Here is a 26284-nt window from a genome sequence, read left to right on the forward strand (position 1 = left end):
AAGGGTTTGCGTACCAAACGTGCCGTGATGCGTCACGCGCTTCCCAACGCTGCTGCACCGATCGTCAATGTCGTCTCGTTCAACATTGCCTATCTCATCACCGGTGTCGTGCTGGTCGAAGCGGTGTTCAACTATAATGGTCTTGGCCGATTTATGGTCGATGCTGTTTCTAAACGCGATCTGCCCTTGGTTCAGGCGGCTGCATTGGTCTTTGGTGCTGCTTACGTCATTTTGAACATCATCGCCGATGTTTCGGCAATCGCCCTCAATCCGCGTTTGAGGCATCCTCGATGAAAACAATTCGCTCAATAACACCGACCGCCTGGATCGGCCTGTTTATCATTTCCGTCAACATTATCCTGTTTGCCTTGGGGCCAAGCATTGCACCTTTCGGCCAGGAAGAAATTGTCGGCGCGCCGTTTGATGCTCCGTCGGCTGCTCACTGGTTCGGTCTCGACCAGAATGGTCGCGATATGCTGTCACGTCTGCTGGCCGGTGCGCAGATTTCGATTGGTGTTTCGCTTGCTGCATCGCTGTTGTCGTTCACCATCGGCATTACACTCGGCTTTGTTGCTGCCATTTTTGGTGGCTGGCTGGACACGGTTCTGTCGCGCATCGTCGACACCGTCATGTGTATTCCGGTGCTGATTTCTGCACTGGTGGTTTTACAGGCGCTTGGGTCTTCCATTCCTGTGCTGATCATCACCATTGCCCTGCTCGACTCCACCCGCGTATTCCGTCTGGCGCGCATCGTGGCACAGGGTATCAACGTGCTTGAATATGCCGAAACGGCGCGTCTACGTGGCGAAGGCCTGTTGTGGCTGGTTTTCAAGGAAATCCTGCCCAATGCCCTGCCTCCGTTGATTGCCGAATTCGGTCTGCGTTTCTGCTTTACCTTCCTGTTCGTTGCTGGCCTGTCCTTCCTTGGACTTGGCGTGCAGCCACCATTCGCCGACTGGGGCGGTATGGTGAAGGATAATCAGCAAGCAATTCTTTATGGTCTTTACGCACCGCTCTATCCGGCTGCTGCCATTGCCATTCTGACGATTGGCGTCAACCTGGTGGTTGACTGGTTGCTGGCTGGCCGCAGCGCAGTTCAGGGAGCAGACAGATGAGCGATAGCAATGTTCTGCAAATCCGTGGCCTCAAGGTCGCGGCTCCCAATGGTGCCATCCTCGTTGACAACGTCGATCTCGACCTGAAACGTGGCGAGGTCAAGGGACTGATCGGTGAATCCGGTGCCGGTAAATCCACTATTGGCCTTGCGGCCATGGGGTACGGCCGTAACGGTTGCCGCATCGTCGGTGGCGATATCCTGGTTGATGGCGTTTCGCTGATGCAGGTATCGCGTGCTGGTCGTGAAGCCGTGCGTGGCGCCCGTATTGCCTATGTTGCACAAAGTGCGGCGGCTGCCTTCAACCCGGCTATGAAAATTGGTGAGCAGATCATGGAAGGTCCGCTCTACCACGGTATCATGAACCGGCAAGAAGCGCAGGCGTGGATGCTTGAGCTGTTGCAGACGCTGCAACTCCCGGATTACCAGAATTTTGGTGATCGTTACCCACATCAGGTTTCCGGTGGACAGTTGCAGCGTGCCATGGTTGCCATGGCCATGTCTTGCCGTCCGGACATTCTGGTCCTCGATGAGCCAACCACAGCGCTCGACGTGACCACGCAGATCGAGGTTCTGGCACTGCTGCGCAGCCTGATCCAGCGTTACAACACGGCTGCCTTGTATATCACCCACGACCTTGCTGTTGTGGCGCAGATTGCCGACAGCATTACTGTGTTGCGGCATGGCAAACAGGTCGAGGCAGGCTCTGCGGAGCAGGTACTCGAAACCCCTCAGGAAGACTACACACGTCGTCTGGTTTCGGAGCGTGAGGCAAGCATTTCGGGTAGCGGTTCTCATCACACCGGTGGTGAAGTGCTGCTCGATGTCCGTGATGTGACTGCCTATTACGGCAAGAAAAAAGTCCTGACCGACGTGCATTGCCAGATCCGCAAGGGGGAGACACTTGCTGTCGTTGGTGAATCCGGATCGGGTAAATCGACGCTGGCACGGGTCATTGCCGGTCTGCCACCACACTCCTCGGGTGTTATCTCGCTTGCCGGACATCGTCTTGCCGACAATTACACCAAGCGTTCGCGCGAGGAATTGCGCCGTATCCAGCTGGTCTATCAGCTTCCGGATGTTGCGCTGAACCCGCGCCAGACGGTTGGTGAAATCATCGGTCGCCCAATGTCGTTTTATTTCGGCATGAATGAGGACCAGCGCAAAACCGAAGTTGCACGCATTCTGGACCTGATCGGACTGCCGCAGGATTTCGCAGAGAGATTGCCTAAGGCGTTGTCCGGTGGACAGAAGCAACGCGTGTGCATTGCTCGCGCACTTGCTGCCCGGCCTGAATTGATTATCTGCGATGAAGTGACGTCGGCACTTGATCCCTTGGTGGCTGAGGAAATTCTGAGGCTTCTGCGGTCTTTGCAGGACGATCTCGGTGTATCTTACCTGTTCATCACCCATGACCTCGGCGTTGTTCGTCGTCTGGCTGACCGCACTATGGTGATGCAGCATGGCCGCATCGTCGAAACCGGTACGACGGAGGAAATCTTCAAGCCTCCTTATCAGCCTTACACCGAACAGCTTATTACGTCTGTTCCGGAACTGCGCCGCGACTGGCTCGACGACGTACTGGCAAAACGTGACGGCATCACTGCCGCCTGATTTCAAACGGCGGCTGATCTGAAGGTCGGCCGCCGCTTCTGCTTCCCTTTCGCGGTGGCAAGCGCCTCACCGCAACAGCTTCAATTGGAATATCCCCATGACCGTACGTGTTGAAGAACATATCTGGATCACGATGAGCGACGGCGTGCGTCTCGGCGCCCGCCTCTGGTTGCCCGACGATGCAGAAACATCACCTGTTCCCGCCATTCTCGAATATATTCCATACCGCAAGCGCGATGGAACCCGTGGACGCGACGAGCCGATGCACGGTTATTTCGCAGCACAGGGGTATGCGGCCATCCGCGTTGACATGCGTGGTGCCGGTGAATCCGACGGTCACATGGCTGACGAGTACCTGAAGCAGGAACAGGACGACGCGCTTGAGGTCATCGACTGGATTTCACGTCAGCCATGGTGCAGCGGCAATGTTGGCATGATGGGCAAAAGCTGGGGTGGTTTCAACAGCTTGCAGGTTGCCTCCCGTCGCCCGCCGGCGCTGAAGGCCATCATCACAGCCTATTCTACGGATAACCGCTACACCGACGACATCCACTACATGGGTGGTCTGTTGCTTAACGACAATCTGTGGTGGGGCACGATCATGCTCGCCTACCAGAGCCGTCCACTCGACCCCAAGATTGTTGGTGACACTTGGCGTGACAGCTGGCTGGAACGTCTTGAGAAGCTGCCATTCTTCCCGGCCTTGTGGCTCGAGCATCAGCGCTACGATGACTACTGGAAACACGGCTCGGTTTGCGAGGACTGGAACGATATCCAGTGCCCGGTTCTGGCAATCGGCGCGTGGGCAGACAGCTATACAAACCCTGTGTCGCGTCTTTTGGAAAACCTGAAAGTTCCGCGCCGCGGCATCATTGGTCCATGGGGCCATATCTATCCGCAGGACGGCGTTCCTGGTCCGGCTATTGGCTTCCTGCAGGAAGCAACACGCTGGTGGGATCATTGGCTGAAGGGCAATGACACCGGCATGATGGACGAGCCAATGATGCGTGCCTTCGTGTGTGATACCATTGAGCCAACCGGTACCCGTACCACGACGAACGGTCGTTGGGTTGGTGAAGCGCAGTGGCCATCGCCCGAAATTTCCGCAACAAAACTGCGCCTCGGCGCAAATCGCAACCTTGGTGAGACGGCGTCGGGTGAAGGTGTTCTTTCCATTCGCTCGCCGCAGAGCCACGGCAAGGCTGGCGGTGAATGGATGTCGACCGGTTGCCCTGGCGAGCATCCAACCGACCAGCGGCTGGACAATGGTGGTGCGCTTGTTTTTGAAACCGCTGTCCTTGGTGATGATGTTGACGTTCTCGGAGCGCCAGTTGTGCGTTTGCGCATTGCTGCAGATTGCCCGGTTGCCCAGATCAGCCTGCGCTTGAACGATGTGTTGCCAGATGGCCGTGTCACACGGGTCAGCTATCAGGTTTTTAACCTGACGCATCGCAACAGCCATGAAAACCTTGAGCCACTGGTTCCTGGTGAGTTCTACGATGTGGCAATCAAGCTGAATGATTGCGGTTATCGTTTTGCCAAGGGTCACAAGATCCAGCTCGCGATTGCCACAGCGTACTGGCCAATGGTTTGGACGGCACCTTATGACGCAACCTTGAGTATTTCAGTTGGCGAAAGCGCGCTGGAACTACCGCAGCGCGCCACAGGCGACGGCCTGCCGGTGCAGTTTGAAGCTGCAGCCCATGGTCCTTTCACACCGGTGACACAGACCGACTCCGGTACGGTTCGCCGCTGGACCGAACAGGATCACGAGACCGGCATCAATACATACATCACCGAAGGCGTTGGCGGTCTGTTCGGAGAAGGTGTGCTGCGTTTCGACGAGATCGATACAGAACTCAGCCACAGCTTGCGTCGCGAACTGACCATTCAGGATAACGACCCGCTGACTGCTAAATATGTGCTGACGCAGACCTACGAAATGGGTCGTGATGGTTGGCGCATCAAGGTTGAGAGCCGCACAGCAATGACCTCTGATAGAGACAATTTCTATCTGACAGGAGCATTGACTGCCTACGAAAATGGCACGGCGGTGAAAACCCGCGAGTGGGACGAAAATTTCAAGCGCGATCTGATGTAAGTGGTTATCCCCGGACAGCTCTATAAACTGTCCGGGGATTTTTTTAAGGACAAGTGTTGGTTGGCGCAGCCTTCACAACAGGGAAACAGCCCTTCCACTGTTCGGTACGAGGTGGCCAGGGCGTCAGGGTTTCCGGACTTTCCTCGAGCTGCAGAACACCCAGCGCCTGCAGGTCTTTGACCCGCCCGTCGAGATACTCCTTGATGATACTGATCTTGCCGTTCTTGACGTGGGCGATCCAGACATCGTTCACCACCTGGCGGTTTCCGCGCTGAAAAGTGCGGAACTGCAATTCGACTGCGATACGACCCTTTTCCATGTCGATGAAAAATGCGTCTGCCGGAAGGTAGATGCTAGTGTCCTTGGCATTTTTGCAGAATTGCGCGAGATCTTCCAACATCTTGTCGCGGCCGGAAACATGATTGGTGGGATAGGAAAATTCCACGTCCTCGGTCACCGTGTTTTTCATAAGATTTGCGTTGCAGGATGCCCACGCAGAAGCTAGGTCAAAAATGAGGTTCTGCATGGTGGCGCGGCCAGCGTTCTTCTCAACCTCTCCAGCAAACGTAACGCCAGTACGCACTTCTGCAGCAATGCCCGTGGCAGGCATGAGCAGGCATACGGCCGTAGCCGTTGCTATTGTTCTTATCTTCCCAAACATGTCATATTCCTTCCAGCACCACCCGCGAGCCGGGATGTGGCGGACATAAGAATACGTTTCTTCGCTACAAATCAAACGATACTCGATGCGGCTTCTGCTGCTTCAAGAATATTTTTAAACAGGCATGCCGTGGTGACTGGACCGATACCATCCGGAACATGGGTGATGACAGATGCAATGCCGAAAAGCGCTGCCTGATCGGCATCCCCGACAAGCCCCGCAGAGGTGCGTGTAATGGCAACATCGATCACGATGGCGCCTTTGGTGACGTGAGACTTTGCAATAAGACCGGGCACGCCGGCTGCTGATATGATCACGTCAGCGCCCCGTGTATGGGCTGCGAGATCACGGGTGGCCGCGTGCGTGATCGTGACGGTTGCTTCTTCGTCCAGCAGCATTTGTGCAAGCGGCCGCCCGACGATGCTCGAGGCGCCAACAATTGCAACATTGATACCGCGCAACGAGCCTGTTAGGTGCTGTGCAACGAGCAGACACGCCTTGGCTGTGGCCGGTGGTCGCGACATTGTGCCGAGTGCAAGATTGCCTGCGTTCAGCGGGTGTAAACCATCTATGTCCTTTTCAGAGCCTAATGCCAATGCAAGATCAACAGGTTTGACGCCCTTCGGAAGTGGGTAAAGCGTCGCCACGGCATCGACGCCAACATCCTTTCTCAACGCGTCTATACGCTTGAAAACGCCTTCGTTACCTGCCGGATAATTTTCAGTGTCCAGCACGATACCAGCGTCCTGCGCCATGGTTTTTAACCTGGTGGCATATGCGTTCATACCCGTGTTGCTGGCATCCAGCAGAACGGTGCAGCGTGGCGGGCGCTTTCTCGCCGCTACGCGAATTCGAGTTTCCTCGTTGATCTCCCGGGCGATATCAAAGCCAGTCATTATGACCGTCATCTTTGGTGGCTCCGTACTACGCCTGACAAGGCAACTGAATGCAGTTTCGAATTGCTGATAACAAATTTGATGTCAGCCCGATCTGGGACATTTCCTTTTTCGGGATAATTTCTTAAAGCTTCGGCAATGAAAGTACATGTTATCTATGCGCACCCACTGAAAGACAGCCTGAACGCCCGGCTGCATGACGTCGTTGTTGAAAGCCTCAAGGCCGCAGGCCATGAGGTGGACGACCTCGATCTCTATGCCGAAGGCTTCGATCCCGTGCTTTCCGAGGCGGACCGGCGCGATTATCATGATGTCAGCATCAATCGCAGCCGCGTAGCGCCTTATGTTGACCGTTTGAAAAGTGCCGACGCGTTGGTGCTTTGTCATCCGGTCTGGAATTTCGGCTGGCCTGCGATTTTGAAGGGCTATTTTGACCGGGTGTTTCTGCCTGATGTGTCCTTCGTCTTAAAGGATGGCAAACTTGGTCCGGGCCTTGCCAATATCAAGAAGCTAACGACCGTGACCACCTACGGTTCTCCGCGCTGGCGGGCCATTTTTCTTGGGGATACACCGCGTCGCAATGCGACCCGTTTTCTGCGCGTTGTGTGTAACCCTCGCGTCAAGGTCAGCTATAATGCTCTTTACAACATGAACAATGCCAAGCCAGAACGGATTGAAGCATTTGTCGAAAAAATACGCAGGGACATGTCACGGTTTTGACCGACAAAAAGGCTACTCATCATGATCCCGACAAAACCATGACAACAGGAGAAGAGACCTTCCCTCCACACACGCAACTCGCCAATGCCGCGCTTGCATTCGATCAGGTTTCCGTTCGTTTTCCCGATGGTGTTCAGGCGCTGGAAGATGTTTCACTGTCTCTAAAAACCGGTGAATTCGTTTCGATCGTTGGACCATCGGGATGCGGAAAGTCGACACTCCTGCGCGTCGCTTCCGGATTGATGCAACAGACTGCCGGCGATGTGTGGGTAGACCGCAAGCAGCTTGGTTACACCTTTCAGGATGCGACGCTATTGCCATGGCGCAAGGTGCTGGGAAATGTCGAGTTGTTGATGGAGTTGCGTGGCTACGCGCCGGCTGAGCGGCAGAAAATTGCCCTTGAGCAGATCGAGATGGTCGGGCTTTCCGGATTTGAAGGCTATTATCCCAAAAGCCTCTCCGGAGGCATGCTGATGCGTGTCTCCCTCGCCAGATCACTGGCGTTGAACCCCAATGTTTTCCTGTTTGATGAGCCATTCGGTGCTCTCGATGAAATAACCCGTGAACGTTTGAATGACGAACTGATTGCGCTCTATCTCAAACAGGGGTTCAGCGGCCTGTTCATCACCCATTCCATTGCCGAAGCCGTTTATCTCTCAAGCAAGGTCGCGGTAATGTCCAAACGACCAGGCCGTATCGTCGAGGTGTTTGATGTAGGCTTTGCCTATCCGCGTGAGCCTGATCTACGCTATACACCCGAATTTTCGGCTCTCTGTGGTCAAATATCAAAATCATTGCGCGAGGTGATGGAAGCGTGATGAGAGCAGAAAAACCAAAGCTCGAGCGCCAGCCTGCCATGTCTGCGGTTCCACGATCCGGCTTCTTCAGACCTGTTTTGAAGGCCTTTGTGCCGCCCCTGGTCATGGGCGCGCTGCTGTTTTGTGTTTATGTGGTTGTGCGCGACAGTCTTGAACCGCACAGGCAGTTTCTGATGCCAAGCGTGAGTGATCTATGGACGCAGGCCTTTGGTTTGCCTGCGGTCCGCGAGGAATTGCTAACGCGTTCATTTACCACGATGTCGATCGCTTTGGCCGGTCTTGGCATATCGATACCGGCAGGCATTTTCCTCGGCATCGTCATGTTCCGGTTTTATGTCATGGAACGGGCGGTTTTTCCCTATCTGGTGGCCCTGCAATCCATTCCGATCATGGCAATTATTCCGCTCATTCAAAGTGCGCTTGGTTTCGGTTTTTTTCCGAAAGTGTTGATCGTTGCGCTTTTCACCTTTTTTGCCATCCCCACGACTCTTCTTCTTGGCCTGAAAAGCGTTGATCGTGGTATCATCGATCTGTTTCGTCTTCAGGGGGCGAGCTGGTTTGTGATGTTGTGCAAGGCTGGCCTGCCTTCTGCTGCCCCTGCCCTTTTTGCAGGTTTGCGCATTTCAGGCAGTCTCGCTGTCATCGCGGCCATTGTATCCGAGCTGTTCTTCCTGTCTGGACGCGGTGGACTTGGCCAGATGCTGATGAACACCAAGATCGACTTCAAATACGAACAAATGTATGCCGCGCTAATTGTTGCGTCTGTCTTGTCCATCTGTGTGTATGTGTTCTTCAACTGGCTGGGCAACCGGCTGTTCTCACAATGGCATGAATCTGCGCGCCGTAATAAATGATCTGCTGCCTGCAAGGCAAACGGGATGAGGGAAAACAGCATGAAAAACACAACCACGATTTTTGCAGCAGCCGTGATAGCGGGCAGTGCAGCAACGGCCTCGCAGGCGCAGGAGCCTGGTGCGTTCGCCAAGGCGCATTATACGACAGCGCTCAAGGACGTTTGTCCTGATCCCCTTTATATCCAGAAAGACTGGCTGGCGCAGGCCGAACATGGCGGACTTTACCAGTTGATCGGCGCCGGCGGTAAAATGGAAGCTGGGCGTTATTCCGGACCGCTCGGTTCCACTGGTGTTGAACTGGTTTTGCTGGAAGGTGGCAGCGGTCTTGGGCTGGGTGACGGTGAGACTGCCTATTCGGCGCTCTATAACGGCAATTCGAAAGCAGGCGTCACACCGCAGATCGGTTTCCAGGAGTTGGACAACGCCTTTATTTTCTCCAAACGGTTCCCTGTTGTCGGTGTCATGGCGCCACTCGATAATTCCCCGACCGCACTCTTCTGGGATAAGGCCTCCTATCCAGACGGGTTCAAGTCGATTGCTGATCTCAAAGCTTTCGCGGAAAGTGATAAGGGTAAGATTTACGTGTCGACCATCAAGAGGACCTTTGGGCTCTATCTGGTTGAACAGGGCGTACCCAGCGACAGTTTCGTTGAAGGTTATCGCGGTGATGGCGAAAACTTTGTCACCAACAACGGGACATGGCTCAATCAGGGTTTTGTGACCAACGAAGTCTACAAGTTCAGCCACGGTAACAATTGGGGCAAGCCACTTGATTACCTGCTGATCGATAATCTCGGTTATCGTAATTATACGGGCATGTTGTCTGTGGCGACCAACCGCCTTGATGAGCTAGCGCCTTGCCTTGAAAAACTGGTGCCGATGATCCAGCAGGCCCATGTGGACTACGCGAAAGATCCGGCCGAAGTAAACAAACTGATATTTGAATTCAACCAGGCCGGATTTGCCGCCAGCTGGTGGAAAACACCGATGGACCTGATTGACAATGCCTCCAAGGTCATGGTCGAAACTGGTGTGATCGGTAATGGGCCCAATGCGACGGTCGGTGATTTCGATATGGACCGCGTCGCGGAAATGCTCACCATCGTCAAGTCGCGGCTTGATGAGCGGGCCGATCCGGATGTCAAACCTGATCAGGTCGTCACCAATCGTTTCATCGAGCAGTCCATCGGACTGAAGTAAGGGAGATGTCATGAGCGAGGGGGCGATCCGTCTTGATGGCGATATGCTGGCTGAAAGGTTGCGCCAAGAAATGGCAAGCCGAGTCACCGCCCTTCGTAATTCTGACCTTGTGCCAAAGATGGTGACTGTGCTGGTGGGAGAACACCCCGCCAGCCAGAGCTACATCGCGCGGAAACATGCAGATTGCAGGGAGTTGGGTATAGAATCGGTTGATTTCCGGCTGCCGCAAACGATCGATATGCCCGCCTTGCTGCAGCAGATTGATGCGCTCAATCGCGATCAGACCGTGCACGGGTTTCTGGTGCAACTTCCGTTGCCGCCGCATCTCGATGAAGAGATGGCTCTTTTTGCCGTCGATCACCGAAAGGATATCGACGGTTTGCATCCCGTCAATCTTGGTGCCCTTTGCGCGGGGTCTCCGAAGATACTCGCTTGCACACCAGCGGCCATCCTGACACTTCTCACCCATTATGAGGTGCCGCTTTCCGGCAGGAACATCACTGTCATCGGTCGTGGTATGCTGACTGGGCGACCGCTTGCCATGCTGTTGTCGCTTCCCGGCATCGATGCGACAGTGACGCTGGTTCACAGCAAAACAGCTGATATTGCCACGCACACCAAACAGGCTGATGTGGTGATCTCTGCCACCGGACGGACTGATCTAGTGACTGCTGATATGATCAAGCCGGGTGCTGCTGTTATTGGTGTCGGCATTTCTTACAATGCCAACTCCGAGGCTGTTTCTGATATTGCCGATGATGTGGCATCCATTGCCGGCTGGGTCACACCACGACACGGGTCTGTTGGCGCGCTGACGCGCGCCAAGTTGCTTTCAAACCTTATCGATTGCGCTGAACGACCCCGTTAAAGTTTGGCCAATTCGGCATTCACCTGATCGCGCCAGTCACGGGCACTCACCAATTCCGGCGGGAAAAGGCCTTTAATTGCAAAAAATGAGGCGCTCGGATCTGCAGGATCAGCGGATGCTGCAGCGGCAAGAATGTCTGCCTTTCGTGGATCGTCGAGATCACCACGTTTGTGGATTGATTTGATCCACAGCGCCACGACATAGGCGAAGGCACTGGCATCCTTACCCGATACCAGGGTTTCCACGGTGGCAGAAAGCAGACGTTGTGGCAGTTTCTGGCTGGTGTCGAGTGCGATCTGCGCGGTTCGATGTGCAATAGTCGGATTGGCGAAACGCTCCAGAAGCTGCTTTCTATACAAGGGAAGATCAATGCCCGGTACAGAATCGAGTGTGCCGACCACCGACTCCATGTGGCGCTCGACCTTTTGGACGAATTCCGGCACAGCCATCACATCGCGCACAAATTCGAGATCGTGCAAGATGCCGAGATGGGCAATCAACGTATGTGAGCCATTGAGCAGACGCAGTTTCATCTTTTCATATGGCTCTACATGGGTGGCAAATACTGCGCCGCCTGCCTCCCATCTCGGGCGGCCCGAAACGAAATCATCTTCGATGATCCATTGCATGAATGGTTCTGTTTCAATTGCCAGACGGTCTTCAACGCCAAGCAAGGACTTGGCGCGGTTGCGTGTCTCTTCCGTTGCTGCTGGCACGATGCGATCGACCATGCTGCATGGGAATTTGCCATTGTCGTCAATCCAGCGTGCCAGTTCCGGGTCGCGTTTCTCCGCCATCTCCAGCACCAGACGACGCACCACATGGCCATTTGACGGCAGATTATCACAGCAGAGAACCGTGAAGGGCAAAAGTCCACGTTCGCGGCGACGAACCAGCCCCTCCACCAGAAAACCGACGACACCCGTGGGCGCCTGCGGGTTGGCGATATCCGCACTGACTGCCGGATGTTGAAGGTCTAGGCCGCCCGTTACAGGATCAAGTCCGTAGGCTTTTTCACTTACCGTCAGTGTCACGATGCGTGTGTCGGGGCTGGAAAGGTAAGCCAGAACATCCCCTCCCCGGTCTGCGGCCAATATCCAGTCGACTGTCACGCCGATAATATCTGCCTTGTCGCCTTCAGCGCTGCGGGTGATGACCGAGTAAAGTCCGTCCTGATCCTGCAATGCGTTGACCGGGTCCGCTGAGCGCAGATTGACAGCGACGATTCCCCAGGCACCGAATGTTTTCTCGATGGCTTTTTGGGTGAAAACCGCCTGATGGGCGCGGTGAAACGCGCCAAGGCCGATATGGACAATGCCGGGTTTAAGCAGCTTTCGATTGTAAGTCGGTTGCGATACGTTGGCCGGCAGAATGCTGGATGACGAGAGAGTTTCCATAGTCATACACGTCCAAACTGAGCGTGAAGCAGAGTGCGTTCGATGCCGCGCAGTTCTGCCAATCCCTTCAGGCGTCCGATAGCCGGATAACCCGGTTGCGCACCACGCATCAGGTCGTCGAGAATTTCCTGCCCGTGGTCCGGGCGCATGGCGATGCGGTGATCCTCGCGTCCTTCTTGCTTGCGTCTTTTTTCTTCGGCAAGCAAAGCGGCAATGACCGCCACCATATCCGTGCCACCTTCAAGATGTTCGTCTTCGAAGAACGAGCAAGGCACCGTGTCTGTGTCGCGGGTGACGTTGCGCAGGTGCACGAAATGGATGCGATCTGCGAAACGTTCCGCGATGAAGGGCAGATCGTTGTCGGCTCTTGCTCCAAGCGAGCCTGTGCATAGGGTCACTCCATTGGCGCGACTGTCGACCTGTTTCAGCATATGCGCGTAATCTGCCTCCGTGGACAGAATGCGTGGCAAACCAAGCAGCGGCCAAGGTGGATCATCACCATGCGCACAAATATTGATGCCAACCTCTTCCGCCACCGGCACGACCTCAGACAGGAAGTCTATGAGGTTGGATTGAAGCCTTGTGCGATCAATGCCCTGATAAGTTCGCAATTTTTCCAGAAGCTGCTCAAGCGTATAACCATCGGCAGAGCCGGGTAGGCCGGCGCCGATGTTCTTGCCCAATGCCGTAATCTTTGTATCTGCCATGCCCGAAAAGCGTTTCGCAGCCTCCTCCACCAGCCATTCCGGATAGTCCTGTTTTGCGTCCGGGCGCATCAGGATATTAATGTCAAAGGCGGCAAAGTCGGTCAGATCAAAGCGCATCGCTTTGGCACCATGGCGGGTCTCCCAGCGCAGGTCGGTCCGTGTCCAGTCCAGAACCGGCATGAAATTGTAGCAAACCGTGCGAATGCCGGTTGCTGAAAGACGGCGCAATGTTTCTTGCCAGTTGGCAATGTGGGTTTTCCACTCACCTGTCTGCGTCTTGATTTCTTCCGATACCGGCACGCTTTCCACGACATCCCAATAGAGACCTCCCGCCTTGATTTCGTCGTGGCGTTTGCGGATTTCATCGGTAGGCCATGCTGACCCTGTGGTGACGTGGTGCAAGGCACTCACAATGCCCTCCGCTCCCGCCTGTGCAGCATCCCTTACTGTGACCTTGTCGACCGGACCGAACCAGCGCCATGTATGTTTCATTGTGATATTCCTCTGAAAATCAATGTGGTCAGCTGAAGGTAATTTGAACCTTGCAGGCAGCAGAGCGATCTCCCGCCTGCTCAAAGGCTTCGACGGCGTTCTCTAGCGGAAAATGATGGGAAATGATGGGGCGAACATCGATGGCGCGTGACGATATTGCCTTTGCAGCCTCGCCGAACTCTTGATCGAAACGTTGCGAACCGCGCCAGATAACTTCCTTGCCAACCAGCGCATTGACCGGAATTGTCATATCTCCGGTTACGCCAACCTGTACGATGGTGCCGCGTGGTTTGATGGAGGCGAATGCTGAACGCAGAGCCGGGCCTGCCGCCGAGCAATCAAACACCACATCAAAACTCCCTTTGCCCTCTTGGTAGGGGGCAAGGCCCTGCGGATTGGTGGCGACATTGACCGTATGGCTCGCGCCCATGGCAGGTGCGCGGGTCAGTGCTGCGTCGGCAAGGTCTGTTACGACAATCTCGGTCGCTCCGGCATGTCTAGCAGCAGCAACCGTCAACAAACCAATTGGACCTGCGCCAGTGACAAGCACCTTTTTGCCCGAGAGATCACCGACCTGAGCCACTGCATGCAGGCAGACAGCCAGAGGCTCGGTACAGGCTGCTTCTGCAGGCGTAATGTCGGCAGAAAATGCGAAGCACTGGGATTGTGGCACGACAAGCCAGTCGCGAAACATGCCCTGTTCGTGCGGCAACCGCATGGCGCTGCCCATGAAACGCATGTCGAGGCAGTGGATGGGTTGATTGATCGTGCAGTAGTGGCATTTACCGCAGGGTTGTGACGGGTTGACGGCAACCAGTGCGCCTGTTGTAAGAGTGCTTGCGCCATCACCCAGTTTTTCCACATAACCGGACGCTTCGTGGCCTGAAATGATTGGTTCGCGCACCTGGATTGGGCCAAAGCCGCCATCCTGATAATAATGCAGGTCCGAACCGCATATGCCACCTGCCGCCATACGAAGTAGCACTTGGCCTGCGCCAGGCTCACCTGATTCCTGGGTCTCGACCTTGAGGTCCTGTTTACCATAAAGACGCGCGACACGAGTGAGCATTCAATCTGCCTTATTTTGCAAAAAAAACGGAATACCGCGCGGTTTACCGCGCGGATTGAGAGTTAGCGGATCAATCCCATCTGGGTCGGCAGCCATAATGTCAGCGCGGGGATGAAGGTGATCAGCAATAGAGCGATGAACAAAGGTATCATCCATGGAAGAATGGCCATTGTTGTTCGCTCGACCGACATTTTCGATATGCGTGAAAGAACAAACAGCACCATGCCAACCGGTGGGGTAAGTAGGCCAACCATCAAATTCAATGTGACAATGATACCAAGATGAACCGGGTCAATCCCATAACGCGCGGCAACCGGCATCAGAATCGGGACAAGGATACTGATTGCTGCAATGGTATCAAGAAACGCACCAACAATCAGCAGCAGCACGTTGACGAGAATAAGGAATGTCCACCAGTTATCTGTCAGGCCAAAGATGAAGTCAGAGAACAATTGTGCTGCCTGACTGACCGTGAGAAGCCATGCAAAAATTGACGCTGCCGTCACGATGAATAGAACGGATGCGGTGGTTTCAATGGTGTCAAAGGACGCCTTTGCCAGAGTTTTGAATGTCATCGTGCGATAACGAACCAGACCCAAGAACATCGACCACATGACCGCTGCAACGGCTGCTTCTGTGGGGGTGAACCAACCCATTGTCATGCCGCCGATCAAAAGGACCGGTGTCATCAGGGCCATTACGGCCGAGAAATCGAAGTACCAGTCGAGTGCGACCAGTGCGACGAGACCAATTAGAACTGCGACATTGACGGACAGTCCTGCCAGGATAAGGAGATAGACCGCAGCCGGGAATGCCAGTACGATTACGACTTCAAGCGATGCGCTCATAAGTTGCTTGAGTTCAAAGGGCGTATCAGAGCCCCAGCCCTTGCGACGCGCGAATATGTAAACCGTCAGCATCATCAGCCCGGTCATGACAATCCCAGGTATGATACCGGCCATGAACAATGCGCCAATCGAGGCATTGGCCATCATGCCATAGATTACAAAGGGCAGAGATGGCGGAATGATCGGGCCAAGTGTTGCCGATGCTGCGGTTACACCGACGGCAGCCTCGACAGGGTAGCCGTGGTCTTTCATTGCCTTGATTTCGATAGTGCCAATGCCTGCAGCATCAGCAAGTGCAGTGCCGGACATGCCGGAGAACACGACGGAGCCAATGATATTCACCTGCGCCAGCCCACCCTTCATCCAGCCAACGAGTGATAAGGCGAAGTGGTAGATTCGGCCGGTCACACCAGCTATGTTCATGAGGTTGCCTGCCAGAATGAAGAAAGGCACGGCAATAAGCGGGAAACTTTCTACGCCAGCGATCATTCGCTGTGCAGCGATAATGTCAGGTGCAACTCCATAAAGGACCAGATAGAGGAGTGAGGAAACCGCCATAGAAACGGCAACAGGCGTGCCGATGATCATGAGCAGCAGAAATGAACCAATCAGAAGCAGCATGCTCATATTCCCTGTGTATAAATCGCTTCGTTAGCCTGCTCGCGGACGGTTTTTTTACCTGTCATGTCCTTGATGAAGTTCTGAACCGAACGCAGGAACATCAATACGTAGGCCGCGAATACGGTATAGAAAACAATGCCACGTGGCAGGTCGACGGTGACCATTCGTTCATCGCCAACGATTTCAAGGTAACGCCACATCAACCATGTGATGTATGCGAAGAAGCTGATATTGATGAGGTCAACAATGACCTCCAATACCCGTCCGGTCCGTTTCGAAAGAAGGCGATAGATCAGGTCTACTTGGATATGGCGGAGTTGACGTACGCACATGACCGAGCCGAGAAATACCACGACAACAAGGCAGTTGGCGGCGATTTCTTCTGTCCATGCCAGGCTGTTGTTGAGCGCATACCGGGTGAAAAACTGCAAGAAGACGCTCGCCGCCATTCCCCAAAACACCAACATGGTCAGCCAGTCTTCAATTGCATAAGGAGACAAGTCGACATCTGCGACCTCTTCTTCAAAGGCATGCGCCATCTCTTCGACGCTGATAGGCGCGTTTTTTTGATCTGTCATTTGGAAAGCTCCATTGGGCAATGCCAAAGGGATGCCCGGTGCCATTTAGGCACCGGGCTCTGCAATTACTGGATCGCGCGAATGGCTTCCCAATCTGCCTTGTCGTAACCAAATTCTTCGAAGGTTACCTTTTCGAGCACGGTCTTCTCGAAATCTGCCTTGTCGACTTCAGTCACGGTCAGACCACGCTTTTTGAAATCCTCAACGAGTGCATTTTCGCGCTCCTCAATGATTTTGGTGGTGCGTTCTGCAGCCTGCTGCATGACTTCGACAAAGATTTTCTTGTCTTCATCCGACAGGCTTGCCCAACGGCTCTTGGAAACAACAGTGTTGAGATGGTCAACAATGTGGCCCGTCAAAACGATGTTCTTCTGAACTTCGTAGAATTTCTTGGCCTCAATGGTGGTCAGCGGGTTTTCCTGGGCATCAACCGTGCCGTTCTGAAGCGCGAGATAGACTTCCGCAAATGCGATTGGTGTCGTGTTCGCACCGCAAGCGCGTGGCATCGCGAGGTAAGCAGGAACATCAGGGACACGCATTTTCAGGCCAGCCATATCGGCGCATTTTGCGATAGGTGTATTTGATGTGGTGTGGCGCGTGCCATAATAACTCACTGCCGTGATCACGTTGCCGGTTTTGTCTTCATAACCTTTTGCAAGGCGCTTGAAGACGTCGCTTTTTGTATAAGCGATAAGGTGTGCAGGACTGCGGAAAATATAAGGGAAATAGGTCACGCCGATTGGCTTGTAATCACGTGCGGCGAAACTGGAGCCTGAAATGATCATGTCAACAGTGCCGAGCTTGAGGCCCTGATTGATGTCCGCTTCCTTGCCAAGCTGCGAGGCCGGGAAAACGTCGATCTTGTAACGTCCTTCAGTCCGTTTTGCGATTTCCTCTGCAGCCCAGACCGATTCAGTATGGAATGGCTCGCTCGTTTCATAGACGTGTGCCCATTTCAGAACGGTTTGTGCTTGTGCTGCGAGTGCAGATGCCATGACCATGGCTGTTGCACCGAGCAAAGTTGTCAATCTGAATTTCATTCTCAAATCCTCCCGAATTGATGTCTGACTTGATATTCTCCTGACCCGCCACGCAGAGTGTGGTGGGCTTATTCTTCTCCTCCCGACTCCTCGCCGAAGCTTTCAGAGAATCTCTTTTGCGCCCGTATCATGTGCAGGCGCATGGCCTCACGCGCTGCGGCCGGATCTTTGGCTGCAATCGCATTGCGAATGACAACATGCTCTTCCAGTGCAAGCCGCCAAGTACGTGGGCCCTCAAAATAACCCGCCAGTTTTTCGAAATAGGGCGTCATTCGCTGGTCATAGATCAGCCCCGTGAACCGGTTTAAGGTTGCGTTGCCGATAATGTCTGTGATGGCTGTATGAAACTCCCTGTCAACGGCCAAGGCGCGTTTCGCATCATGCAACGATTGCTGCATGCGTTTGAGATTATCATCCAGCGTTGCGATTTGCTGCGGCGTTGCCAGACGAGCTGCCTCTTCAGCGATTGCGCTTTCAATGATGCTACGGGCCTGCAGGATCTCGAATGGGCCGTCACTGTCATCAGCGGGCAGAATGGTCTTGGACGGGCTAGCTTTGTGGTTGATGTAGACACCAGAACCCATGCGGATCTGGATGTGTCCTTCGACTTCCAGAACGATCAATGCTTCCCGGACCGTCGGTCGCGATACAGCGAACCGTTCTGCAAGCTCACGCTCGGCCGGCAGACGTGCACCGTCCGAAAGCTCGCCGGTTTCAATAAGTATACGTATCTGGTCCGCGACCTGCCGATAAAGACGGCGCGGTTCCAAAGCCACAAACATTTAAATCCTCCCATGCGCCACTCCCCTGGCGCATATCTGGTAAGATGGCCTTACCAATTTTTTCATTAAAGCTGGCTGATCAAATAAGTCAAGCCGAAAATCCAATATTATTAAGTTTAACTACATGATTTTAAATGGAAAAAATATAAGGGACGGCAAACCTGTTGCCGTCTGTAATCCACAGCAATGTGACCGTGGCTTCCCCCTCAGCTGAGAGTCATGTCAAAGCCATATTTTTCGGCAAGCTCTTCAAAAGCCTGCTGTGTTGCGGGGTCCAGTACGACCCCGTCCCTCTGGCGTTGTGCCGCGACCAGCCATTCCCGGTCGCCAGGTGCCATGACCTTGCAATTCTCGCGGGTCGGCGATGTGCGCAAGACATGAAGATAACGCTGCATGCCAGCGTAGAATGTTTCCCGGTCAACAAAGGCTTCTGGTTTCAGCGCCATTACGAATGCGCCCATGCCTCGTGGTGTCGAATAATCCGGACCACCCATTGGGGCTATGTCGAAACTGAGTTTCATGCCTGTCAGCACTGCGCTGAAAATCTCTGCGACGCCGGCAAGTGCCGCGCCCTTGAAGCCGAATTCACCACCGAGCGGCGCCAGCATGTCCGACGCGTGTGGATCGGTGGTATCTACACCGTTTTCGTCAGACGCTGTTGCGTTGGGCAGGGCTTGGCCGAGACTGCGATACAGGAGAACACGGTTGTAGGGGATTGAGCTGGTTGCCATGTCGAGCAGCCAGGGATCACCCGACTCAACCGGTACGCCAACTGAGATGGGATTTGTGCCATGGAACCGCATGGCGCCGTCATGCAGCCGTACAAAACTGTCCGAATTGCAGAAAGTGATGCCAATATAGCCCTTTTTTGCCGCTTCTATTGAATAAGCGCCCGCAGGTCCAAAATGTGATGTGTTGCGAATGGCAACTGCGCCGATGCCGAACTTGCTGGCCAGTTCGATCGCATTATCCATCGCCGTATAGGTGGCCAATGCACCATGAGCATTGTCCGCATCGAGAGTGGAAATGGCGCCAAAGGCAGTCACTGTCTTGAGGTCTGGAACACCGTTGATACGGCCGCCGGTCAATGCTGCGATATAATGCGCAAGAAGACGAACGCCGTGGCTGTCCACGCCATGGCGTGTGCCGTGCATCATGGCGCGTGTTGCAGAAGTTGCCGTTGCCGTGTTCGCGCCAGCGGCGGCAAACACGGCACGACAAAACCGGTCGAGCTCGTCCAGCGACACATAAGGCTGTGCGTTGGTTTGCAACATCCCGGTTCCTCCCCTCCAAAATGTACTATGTGTACACTAGACATTATTTTTGAGTCACGCAATGCCAGTGGCTGGAAAAAACTGTTGCCAAAGTGGTTGCAAGCAACAGCCCCTTCCCGCATCTTCAAACGGATCAAACCCGAGCCTTATCACCCATGCCCAATATTGTGTCCGGTCCTGCCCCCAAACTCTATCAGCGTGCTTGCGAAGTGCTGGAGGCCGATATAGGCAGCGGTGTCATCGAAGTTGGAAGCCGACTGACTGAGACTGGCGTCGCGGAGCGATTCGGTATCAGTCGTGCACCCGCGCGGCAGTCATTGATGGAGCTTGAGCGCAAAGGGCTGATCCGCAAGTCCTCGTCGCGGGGTTACGACGTGCTTGCTGTCACCCATCCGTCAAATGCCGTGTCCATTGCGAAATCTGCGCCGAGCGATGATCCCAAGATCCATTTTCTGCCAAGCTGGGAACTGATCTATTCCGAGATCGAGATGGAGATTGTGTCGCGAACGACCTTTGCAAGTTGGCGGATCAATGAGGCGATCCTGGCCAAACATTATGGTGTCAGCCGGACAGTGGCACGGGACGTGGTTGCCAGATTGCAGCAGAGAGGCATTGTCCAGAAGGATGACAGTGCGCGGTGGTTTGCCCCGGCTCTGACCATGCAACACATCGACGAACTCTATGAATTGCGATGGGTGCTTGAGCCGTTGGCATTGGAAAAGGCTGTGCCCAATCTGCCTGAAGGATTTTTAGCGCGGCTACGTACCAATATTGAAGCGGCCATACGACACGAAACACCGTCTACGGGTGCTGCGCTGGACAGGTTTGAACAGGAACTGCATGTCGAGTTGCTTGGATATTGCGGCAACAGTTCGCTGATGCGGGCAATCAGCCTGCCGCAATCCCTGCTGATCGCCCACCATTTCCTGTATCCAAGAACAACCGACCTGTTTGAGACGGAGCCGTTCTTACCGGAACATCTGGAGGTATTGAGCCATATTCAGAATGGCAATATCGCCGAGGCAAAACAGGCCATGACATCGCATCTGCAGATTTCGCGTCAACGAGCCATGATGCGTATTCAGGCTGTCACCCATTCGATGACGCCGGATGAGCTCCCCTATCTCGAGGTTCTCGAGCTGCTTTAAGCAGCGATAAATAGGGGTGACAGTCGCGCCAGGTCGCGGTGCGGATTGAGCCTCAGAGAGGCCGCGCTTGTGCCTTAATTCATTCAGCATCCATTCAGGCAGCAGGAACTATTTCTTGTGACATGACGTTTTAACGGGCAACAGATTGCCCCCTGGATGGACCAAGACAATGTTCACAATCGCAAAGAAATCGGTGCTGGCACTTGCAGTCGCTGCCACGGTGATTGTTCCGCTTCAATCGGCAAATGCTGGTGACTGGAACCGCCGTCACCGCAACGAGGCTGCGGCACTCGGTGTGATTGGTCTTGCTGCCGGTCTGGCCGTTGGTTCGGCTCTGGCGCGTCCATCTGAGCCAGATGGTCCCGTATACATCGACCCGCCGCGCCGTGGCCCGGTCTATGCTGAGCCGGAATATGTCTACGAAGATCCCTACGCGAATGATGGCTATTACCCAGAGCCTCCGCGCACGGTGTATCAGCGCCCTCGCCCGGTTTACCAGGCACAGCCTGTTTATGAAACACGTCCAGCTTACCAGCCGCGTACCGTTTACCGCACCATCGAGCCATGGTCGCAGTCCTGGTATGACTATTGCTCGCAGCGTTACAGAAGCTTCAATGCACGCACAGGCACCTATACTGACTATAGCGGTCAGCGCCATTTCTGCACCGCTGGCTAAAAGCTAAGGGAATTGGAATTTTGAAAGGCTCGCCGGCTGATGTCTGCGAGCCTTTTTCTTTTCGATTACGGTTGAACCAGCTCAAAACCTTCGTCCAGCCAGCCTGTGACGCCGCCAGCCATGATTTTAACTGGCCTGCCAAGCTGTGCCAATCTGAGCGCGCCTCTGGCTGCGCCATTACAATGTGGCCCTGCGCAATATGTCACGAAGACCGTGTCTTCAGGCCAGGCTGCCATCTTCGAGGCAGTCATCTTGCCATGCGGCAGGCTTATCGCGCCGGGAACATGGCCCTTGGCGTAAAGCGCGGGTCCACGAACATCAAGCAACACAAAGTCAGCGCCTTTTGACAGCGAGTCGTGGACATCCCAGCAGTCCGTTTCAAAGCTGAATTCGGCAGCGAAATGTTCAATGGCAAGTTCACTGGGGGCTGGCGGGACGGCAGTAACGGCGGTGGTCATCGTGTGTTCTCCTTTGCTGGCGCCATTTTTGCAAAACTGCCGTTTGTTGCAAATTGGCGTAAATGCCAATATACGTATAAATCATGCCAAACACATCAAGCCACCTACCCTGCCTGACTGGTCCCCTGGTCGTTGCACTGCTTTACGACCAACTCTGTACTTTTGAATTTGGCATTGTTGCCGAAGTCTTTGGGCTTTCTCGTCCGGAAATGGGGGAGAACTGGTATCGTTTTGCAAGTTTCGCCGTTGATGATGGTCCGATGCGTGCCCATGGTGGTCTACAGATTACCGCCGATGCTGGTCCCGAATTGATTGATCGTGCCGACATCATCATCGTGCCGGGCTGGAAAGGCGCCAATGCCAGCGTGCCGGACGACCTGTGTTTGCGCCTACGCGCCGCGCATGCGCGCGGTGCACGTCTCGCATCCATCTGCTCCGGCGCATTCGTGCTTGCGGCGACAGGACTGCTGAATGGCGGCGTTGCCACAACCCATTGGCGCTACGCTGATGCCATGCGGTCACAGTATCCTGATGTGACAGTGGACGATGCGTCCCTCTATCGTTCCCATGATCGTATTTATACGTCCGCCGGCAGTGCTGCCGGTATTGATCTGATGATTGAGATTGTCCGTCAGGATTTTGGTGCTGCTGCGGCGAATTCTGTCGCGCGTCGTCTGGTTATGCCCGCGCACCGCACCGGCGGGCAAGCGCAGTTTCTAGAGCGCCCTGTTGCCAAGAGGGATGGCGTGGAAATCTCACCGCTGCCGGATGCGATCAGGTCTGACTTGTCACGTGCTTGGACAATTGCCGAAATGGCACGTTTTTGCAGAATGAGTGAACGGACGTTTCTGCGACGTTTTACCGAGGCAACCGGTGCCGCACCCGGGCAATGGTTGACCAATGTGAAGGTAGATGCTGCAAAGCAGCGCCTTTGTCAGGGGCGCGAACAGATGGAGGAGATCGCTCTGGCCGTCGGGTTTGGTAGCGCACATACTTTAAGGCACCATTTTCGCCAGACAATCGGTATCAGCCCTGCTGAATATCGCGCCCGTTTTATGGAAGAACAGGCACGGACGTTGGCATAGGTGTCAGGCGGTGTTTTTCTTTGCCGTATAATCGGCGCGATTGATGCCGTGACGCTGCAGTTTGTCGTAAAAGGTTTTGCGTGCGATGCCGAGTGCTGCAATGGTTGAGGCGACATCACCGTCATATTGCACAAGCGTTTCGTGGATGATCTGTGCTTCGTGACGATCAATGCGCTCGGTAAGCGTTGCAGAGGTTGGTTCGTCAGCCTTTTGTTGTGCGCTATTCAAAACGCCATTTTCCAGCCCAAGGGCCACTCGTTCGGCGAAATGCCCCAATTCACGTACGTTTCCCGGCCAGTCGTGGTCCATCAGGTGCCGTGATACGCTGGCGGAAATCTGTGGTGTCGGCATGTTAAAGCGCTTTGTTGCACGCGACAGAAAATGCGAAAACAGCATGGGGATGTCCTCCCGGCGTTCCCGCAGTGGCGGAATGGAAAGAGTGACGACATTCAGCCGATAATAGAGGTCATCACGGAACTGGTCGCGGCGTGATGGATCGCCAAGATCGACCTTGGCCGCAGCAACCACGCGGATGTCAACAGACCTCTCGTCATTTGACCCGAGCGGTGACACCTCACGCATTTCAAGAACGCGCAGCATCTTGACCTGCACGGACAGCGGCATGCTTTCGATTTCATCGAGAAACAGCGTGCCGCCGCTGGAATGTTCTATGCGGCCAACGCGTTTTTTCTGTGCGCCGGTAAAGGCGCCGGCCTCATGGCCAAAAAGTTCACTTTCAATCACGCTTTCTGGCAAAGCCCCGCAATTCAAGGCGACGAAATTGCCCTTGGAGCGCTTTTTGCTCCATCTGTGTAAGGCTGTCGCGACGACCTCCTTGCCGCTGCCGGTTTCGCCGGCCACAAGCACATCGACATCAGCATCAGCAATATGGCGGATCGTATCACGAAGACGCTGCATGGCCGGTGTCTGGCCAATTAACGGCAAGTCGCCTTCCGCCTGCTCTGCTGCCAGCTTAAGCGCGCGGTTTTCCATTACCAGATGGCGTTTTTCCAAAGCACGCATGGCGCTTTCTACCATGCGCTCTGCGGCAAATGGCTTGGTCATAAAATCATAGGCGCCGTTGTGCAGCGCTTCGACGGCCATCGGAATGTCACCATGACCGGTCACCAGGATGACTGGCAGGTCGGCATCGACGTTGCGAACGCGTTGGAAAAATTCCAGCCCGTCCATGCCAGGCATGCGGACATCACTGATCACAACGCCGTCAAATTCGGCAGACAGGGCTTCAAGGGCAACTTGCGCGCCCGGAAATGACGTTACCTCGAGACCGGCCAGTTCCAGCGTCTGGCGCATGGCTTTGCGCAACGCTGAATCGTCATCGACCAGAAATACACTGCCTGTAATGCCCATCATCACGCCTTCTTGAGATATACGGAAAAGCAGCTTCCACCGGGGTTGCTCTCCACCTCGATGCGTCCGCCATAATCGACGGCAATTTCGCGCGAAATGACCAGTCCCAGACCTAGGCCGCCTTCCTTGGAGGTGTTGAACGGTGTGAACAGTGCCTCGAGAATATCAGGCGCAATGCCCGGTCCATTATCGGCCACACGGAGAACCACCTGTTCCACGGCGTCTCCTACGCTAACCTTCACCTGGCCGCCGCTTTTTTCTTCGACAGCTTCAAGAGCGTTTTGCAGCAGGTTGATAACAATCTGCTCCAGCCGGATGGGGCTTCCTGACACCATCAGCGTGTCATCGGGAAGCGCGATATCCAATGCCTCCATATGACCGGCAAAACGGCTTCGCAGCAGCATCACCGCGCCTTTGATAACGGCTCTGACGCTCACCGGCTGTGCAGCGGCCCTGCCCTTGCGCGCCAGTATCTTCAAATCGCTGGTAATGACGCCAATGCGTTCCGTAAGCGCCGCGATGTCCTTCATGTTTTCGTCGGCTTCTTCCAGTCGCCTTCGGTTCATGAGGGTGCGCGCGTTGTCGGCAAAGGCGCGGATCGTTGCAACGGGTTGGTTGATTTCATGGGCAACGCCGGCTGCAACCTGTCCCAGAATGGCCAGCCTGTTGGCTTTCACCAGTTCCTGCTGAACACTTTGCAACTCGCGACCGGTTTTCTGGTGACCGCTGATTTCCGTTTCCAACTGGTCCATGGCGCTTTGCAGGTCGCGGGTCCGCTCATCTACTCGGCGTTCGAGCTCTGCGCGGGCCTTGGCGGCGATCTGTTCTGCCTGGCGAGCTTTCTGGCGTCGTCGCAACCAAAGACCGGACAACACGATGATCGGCATCATGCCTGCCAACACCAGCAGACGCATCCTTTGGACTTCAGCCATCAGCGTCGGCTGCACCGGCAACAGATAGTGCAGATGCCATGAGGTGGTGGGTACCGGCAGGATGAAACGTAGATAATCACCACTGTTGATAGGGGGTGAATTGATGTGGATCAGCTCTGTCGTGGTGTCGATGAAGCGGGACGCGGAGAATGGCAGCAGATCAAGTGTTTCATTGCCAAATTGCAGGCTGTCGGCAATGCTGCGGCGGGTCTGGTCGTCTATGGTTTTAATTGTGTCAAAACGCCATTCCGAAATACTCGTCATCAGCACAACGCCGTTGGCATCCGCGACATAAACCGGTTTGCCGCCTATTCGCCAATCAGCCTCCAGGCGGTTGAATTCGACTTTGGCAATCACGACACCCAGTGCCCTGCCGTCTTCAGAATCGACACGACGCGAAATGTAAAGACCGGGTTTGCGGCTGACATTTCCCAAAGCGTAGTGTTCGGCCATGCCACTGCGCATTGCCAGACTGAAATAATCGCGGAAAGAATAACTCGTGCCGACAAAACTGTCTGCAGCCCGCCAATTGCTGGAGGCTATTGCAACGCCGTTCGGTCCAGTCACGTAAATGACCGAGGCTTGTGTCCCCTCGATCAACCCTTCCAGTTTGCGATTAAGGCGGTCGACAGCAGCGCCACCACTTTCCAGTGCAGCAACGAGATCCCTGTCGCCTGATAACACCAACGGCAAAGCCCGTGGTCGCTCCAGCGCGACATTCAACTGGCCGTCCGTTGAGGCGTCCTGCTGCAATGCCTTGATGGTTTCAGTCCGGCCAAGCTCGCCAGCGACATAAATTGCCACCACCACAATGGCTGCCCAGATAGTCCCGAAAAGCCACCACGGCCTTTGCGAGGCGTCTGGTTGTTTGAAGCCGGTTGAGGTTGATGTGTCCATATCTCACCTTGTGCGCATTTCTACACAAAAGGCAATATTTCTGTGTGGAAATCTACGCATATT

The 26284-nt window shown here is 54.7% G+C and carries 25 protein-coding genes; 12 read left to right on the forward strand and 13 right to left on the reverse strand.

Features of this window, described 5'->3' with window-relative positions:
* The 4 genes from RT613_RS10295 to RT613_RS10310 form a co-directional block, all read left to right on the forward strand.
* On the forward strand, window positions 1–294 hold a 294-nt coding region (locus RT613_RS10295), incomplete at its 5' end, for an ABC transporter permease (RefSeq protein WP_313615073.1).
* Window positions 291–1115, forward strand: coding sequence for an ABC transporter permease (locus tag RT613_RS10300; RefSeq protein WP_313615074.1), 825 nt, complete (start codon window positions 291–293; stop codon window positions 1113–1115). The genes RT613_RS10295 and RT613_RS10300, both read left to right, overlap by 4 nt.
* Window positions 1112–2728 carry an ABC transporter ATP-binding protein gene (locus RT613_RS10305; protein ID WP_313615076.1) on the forward strand — a complete coding sequence of 539 codons (1617 nt, stop codon included), beginning with the start codon at window positions 1112–1114 and terminating at the stop codon, window positions 2726–2728. The genes RT613_RS10300 and RT613_RS10305 overlap by 4 nt, the downstream gene beginning before the upstream one ends.
* Before the next feature lie 97 nt (window positions 2729–2825).
* Window positions 2826–4829 carry a CocE/NonD family hydrolase gene (locus RT613_RS10310; protein WP_313615077.1) on the forward strand — a complete coding sequence of 668 codons (2004 nt, stop codon included), beginning with the start codon at window positions 2826–2828 and terminating at the stop codon, window positions 4827–4829.
* Window positions 4830–4872: 43 nt separating this feature from the next.
* Here the strand turns inward: RT613_RS10310 and RT613_RS10315 are convergent, their stop codons facing one another.
* Both RT613_RS10315 and RT613_RS10320 read right to left on the reverse strand, forming a co-directional pair.
* Window positions 4873–5490 carry a nuclear transport factor 2 family protein gene (locus tag RT613_RS10315; protein WP_313615078.1) on the reverse strand — a complete coding sequence of 206 codons (618 nt, stop codon included), beginning with the start codon at window positions 5488–5490 and terminating at the stop codon, window positions 4873–4875.
* Between the two features lie 71 nt (window positions 5491–5561).
* Window positions 5562–6398, reverse strand: a complete 837-nt coding sequence (locus RT613_RS10320) for a bifunctional 5,10-methylenetetrahydrofolate dehydrogenase/5,10-methenyltetrahydrofolate cyclohydrolase (RefSeq protein ID WP_313615080.1) — start codon at window positions 6396–6398, stop codon at window positions 5562–5564.
* A 126-nt stretch (window positions 6399–6524) separates the two neighbouring features.
* Between RT613_RS10320 and RT613_RS10325 the strand changes: the two genes are divergently transcribed.
* From RT613_RS10325 to RT613_RS10345, 5 genes are read left to right on the forward strand one after another with little or no spacing between them, the layout of a single operon-like run.
* The gene (locus RT613_RS10325; RefSeq protein WP_313615082.1) at window positions 6525–7106 is read left to right on the forward strand and encodes an NAD(P)H-dependent oxidoreductase; all 582 of its coding nucleotides are present in this window, start codon (window positions 6525–6527) and stop codon (window positions 7104–7106) included.
* Between the two features lie 38 nt (window positions 7107–7144).
* Window positions 7145–7924: an ABC transporter ATP-binding protein gene (locus RT613_RS10330; RefSeq protein ID WP_313615084.1), complete on the forward strand. Its 780-nt coding sequence runs from the start codon at window positions 7145–7147 to the stop codon at window positions 7922–7924.
* The gene (locus RT613_RS10335) at window positions 7924–8778 is read left to right on the forward strand and encodes an ABC transporter permease (RefSeq protein WP_313615086.1); all 855 of its coding nucleotides are present in this window, start codon (window positions 7924–7926) and stop codon (window positions 8776–8778) included. The genes RT613_RS10330 and RT613_RS10335 overlap by 1 nt, the downstream gene beginning before the upstream one ends.
* Window positions 8779–8817: 39 nt before the next feature.
* A complete protein-coding gene (locus RT613_RS10340; RefSeq protein WP_313615087.1) occupies window positions 8818–9978 on the forward strand; it encodes a hypothetical protein in 1161 nt (386 codons plus the stop codon).
* A gap of 10 nt (window positions 9979–9988) precedes the next feature.
* Complete coding sequence (locus RT613_RS10345; protein WP_313615088.1) at window positions 9989–10846, forward strand: bifunctional 5,10-methylenetetrahydrofolate dehydrogenase/5,10-methenyltetrahydrofolate cyclohydrolase; 858 nt, start codon at window positions 9989–9991, stop codon at window positions 10844–10846.
* On the opposite strand, the gene RT613_RS10350 is transcribed toward RT613_RS10345, so the two are convergent.
* The 8 genes from RT613_RS10350 to RT613_RS10385 all read right to left on the reverse strand — a co-directional run bounded on the left by RT613_RS10350 (window position 10843) and on the right by RT613_RS10385 (window position 19654).
* Window positions 10843–12243: a mannitol dehydrogenase family protein gene (locus RT613_RS10350; protein WP_313615090.1), complete on the reverse strand. Its 1401-nt coding sequence runs from the start codon at window positions 12241–12243 to the stop codon at window positions 10843–10845. The two genes, RT613_RS10345 and RT613_RS10350, sit on opposite strands and share 4 nt — an antisense overlap.
* Window positions 12244–12245: 2 nt before the next feature.
* Window positions 12246–13442: a mannonate dehydratase gene (gene uxuA / locus RT613_RS10355; RefSeq protein WP_313615092.1), complete on the reverse strand. Its 1197-nt coding sequence runs from the start codon at window positions 13440–13442 to the stop codon at window positions 12246–12248.
* Window positions 13443–13470: 28 nt separating this feature from the next.
* A complete protein-coding gene (locus RT613_RS10360) occupies window positions 13471–14511 on the reverse strand; it encodes an L-idonate 5-dehydrogenase (RefSeq protein ID WP_313615094.1) in 1041 nt (346 codons plus the stop codon).
* A 62-nt stretch (window positions 14512–14573) separates the two neighbouring features.
* Window positions 14574–15980: a TRAP transporter large permease gene (locus tag RT613_RS10365; RefSeq protein WP_313615095.1), complete on the reverse strand. Its 1407-nt coding sequence runs from the start codon at window positions 15978–15980 to the stop codon at window positions 14574–14576.
* Between the two features lie 2 nt (window positions 15981–15982).
* Window positions 15983–16558: a TRAP transporter small permease gene (locus tag RT613_RS10370; protein WP_313615134.1), complete on the reverse strand. Its 576-nt coding sequence runs from the start codon at window positions 16556–16558 to the stop codon at window positions 15983–15985.
* A 65-nt stretch (window positions 16559–16623) separates the two neighbouring features.
* Window positions 16624–17598 carry a sialic acid TRAP transporter substrate-binding protein SiaP gene (locus RT613_RS10375; RefSeq protein ID WP_313615097.1) on the reverse strand — a complete coding sequence of 325 codons (975 nt, stop codon included), beginning with the start codon at window positions 17596–17598 and terminating at the stop codon, window positions 16624–16626.
* 68 nt (window positions 17599–17666) lie between these two features.
* A complete protein-coding gene (locus tag RT613_RS10380; RefSeq protein ID WP_313615099.1) occupies window positions 17667–18380 on the reverse strand; it encodes a FadR/GntR family transcriptional regulator in 714 nt (237 codons plus the stop codon).
* Window positions 18381–18586: 206 nt separating this feature from the next.
* Window positions 18587–19654, reverse strand: coding sequence for an Ldh family oxidoreductase (locus RT613_RS10385; RefSeq protein WP_313615101.1), 1068 nt, complete (start codon window positions 19652–19654; stop codon window positions 18587–18589).
* Between the two features lie 155 nt (window positions 19655–19809).
* Here RT613_RS10385 and RT613_RS10390 point away from each other — a divergent pair, with 155 nt between their 5' ends.
* Entirely contained in the window at window positions 19810–20802 is a 993-nt protein-coding gene (locus RT613_RS10390) for a GntR family transcriptional regulator (protein WP_313615103.1), read from the forward strand.
* Between the two features lie 169 nt (window positions 20803–20971).
* Window positions 20972–21478, forward strand: a complete 507-nt coding sequence (locus tag RT613_RS10395) for a BA14K family protein (protein ID WP_313615104.1) — start codon at window positions 20972–20974, stop codon at window positions 21476–21478.
* Window positions 21479–21543: 65 nt separating this feature from the next.
* On the opposite strand, the gene RT613_RS10400 is transcribed toward RT613_RS10395, so the two are convergent.
* On the reverse strand, window positions 21544–21936 hold the full coding sequence (locus RT613_RS10400; RefSeq protein WP_313615106.1) for a rhodanese-like domain-containing protein: 393 nt from the start codon (window positions 21934–21936) through the stop codon (window positions 21544–21546).
* An 83-nt stretch (window positions 21937–22019) separates the two neighbouring features.
* On the opposite strand from RT613_RS10400, the gene ftrA reads away from it, so the two are divergent.
* Window positions 22020–23021 (forward strand): transcriptional regulator FtrA, encoded by a 1002-nt coding sequence (gene ftrA, locus RT613_RS10405; RefSeq protein ID WP_313615108.1) that lies wholly within the window; start codon window positions 22020–22022, stop codon window positions 23019–23021.
* A 3-nt stretch (window positions 23022–23024) separates the two neighbouring features.
* Here ftrA and RT613_RS10410 read toward each other — a convergent pair whose 3' ends face one another.
* Both RT613_RS10410 and RT613_RS10415 read right to left on the reverse strand, forming a co-directional pair.
* Entirely contained in the window at window positions 23025–24395 is a 1371-nt protein-coding gene (locus RT613_RS10410) for a sigma-54-dependent transcriptional regulator (RefSeq protein WP_409558801.1), read from the reverse strand.
* Complete coding sequence (locus RT613_RS10415; RefSeq protein ID WP_313615110.1) at window positions 24395–26221, reverse strand: ATP-binding protein; 1827 nt, start codon at window positions 26219–26221, stop codon at window positions 24395–24397. The genes RT613_RS10410 and RT613_RS10415 overlap by 1 nt, the downstream gene beginning before the upstream one ends.
* Between the last annotated feature and the right edge of the window lie 63 nt (window positions 26222–26284).

This window comes from Agrobacterium sp. (genome assembly GCF_032092815.1).
Lineage (GTDB): Bacteria > Pseudomonadota > Alphaproteobacteria > Rhizobiales > Rhizobiaceae > Agrobacterium.

Coding starts and splice junctions, on each gene's coding strand:
- RT613_RS10300 (WP_313615074.1), top strand. CDS start 291: ATGAAAACAATTCGCTCAATAACACCGACCGCCTGGATCGGCCTGTTT.
- RT613_RS10305 (WP_313615076.1), top strand. CDS start 1,112: ATGAGCGATAGCAATGTTCTGCAAATCCGTGGCCTCAAGGTCGCGGCT.
- RT613_RS10310 (WP_313615077.1), top strand. CDS start 2,826: ATGACCGTACGTGTTGAAGAACATATCTGGATCACGATGAGCGACGGC.
- RT613_RS10315 (WP_313615078.1), bottom strand. CDS start 5,490: ATGTTTGGGAAGATAAGAACAATAGCAACGGCTACGGCCGTATGCCTG.
- RT613_RS10320 (WP_313615080.1), bottom strand. CDS start 6,398: ATGACGGTCATAATGACTGGCTTTGATATCGCCCGGGAGATCAACGAG.
- RT613_RS10325 (WP_313615082.1), top strand. CDS start 6,525: ATGAAAGTACATGTTATCTATGCGCACCCACTGAAAGACAGCCTGAAC.
- RT613_RS10330 (WP_313615084.1), top strand. CDS start 7,145: ATGACAACAGGAGAAGAGACCTTCCCTCCACACACGCAACTCGCCAAT.
- RT613_RS10335 (WP_313615086.1), top strand. CDS start 7,924: ATGAGAGCAGAAAAACCAAAGCTCGAGCGCCAGCCTGCCATGTCTGCG.
- RT613_RS10340 (WP_313615087.1), top strand. CDS start 8,818: ATGAAAAACACAACCACGATTTTTGCAGCAGCCGTGATAGCGGGCAGT.
- RT613_RS10345 (WP_313615088.1), top strand. CDS start 9,989: ATGAGCGAGGGGGCGATCCGTCTTGATGGCGATATGCTGGCTGAAAGG.
- RT613_RS10350 (WP_313615090.1), bottom strand. CDS start 12,243: ATGGAAACTCTCTCGTCATCCAGCATTCTGCCGGCCAACGTATCGCAA.
- uxuA (WP_313615092.1), bottom strand. CDS start 13,442: ATGAAACATACATGGCGCTGGTTCGGTCCGGTCGACAAGGTCACAGTA.
- RT613_RS10360 (WP_313615094.1), bottom strand. CDS start 14,511: ATGCTCACTCGTGTCGCGCGTCTTTATGGTAAACAGGACCTCAAGGTC.
- RT613_RS10365 (WP_313615095.1), bottom strand. CDS start 15,980: ATGCTGCTTCTGATTGGTTCATTTCTGCTGCTCATGATCATCGGCACG.
- RT613_RS10370 (WP_313615134.1), bottom strand. CDS start 16,558: ATGACAGATCAAAAAAACGCGCCTATCAGCGTCGAAGAGATGGCGCAT.
- RT613_RS10375 (WP_313615097.1), bottom strand. CDS start 17,598: ATGAAATTCAGATTGACAACTTTGCTCGGTGCAACAGCCATGGTCATG.
- RT613_RS10380 (WP_313615099.1), bottom strand. CDS start 18,380: ATGTTTGTGGCTTTGGAACCGCGCCGTCTTTATCGGCAGGTCGCGGAC.
- RT613_RS10385 (WP_313615101.1), bottom strand. CDS start 19,654: ATGTTGCAAACCAACGCACAGCCTTATGTGTCGCTGGACGAGCTCGAC.
- RT613_RS10390 (WP_313615103.1), top strand. CDS start 19,810: ATGCCCAATATTGTGTCCGGTCCTGCCCCCAAACTCTATCAGCGTGCT.
- RT613_RS10395 (WP_313615104.1), top strand. CDS start 20,972: ATGTTCACAATCGCAAAGAAATCGGTGCTGGCACTTGCAGTCGCTGCC.
- RT613_RS10400 (WP_313615106.1), bottom strand. CDS start 21,936: ATGACCACCGCCGTTACTGCCGTCCCGCCAGCCCCCAGTGAACTTGCC.
- ftrA (WP_313615108.1), top strand. CDS start 22,020: ATGCCAAACACATCAAGCCACCTACCCTGCCTGACTGGTCCCCTGGTC.
- RT613_RS10410 (WP_409558801.1), bottom strand. CDS start 24,395: ATGATGGGCATTACAGGCAGTGTATTTCTGGTCGATGACGATTCAGCG.
- RT613_RS10415 (WP_313615110.1), bottom strand. CDS start 26,221: ATGGACACATCAACCTCAACCGGCTTCAAACAACCAGACGCCTCGCAA.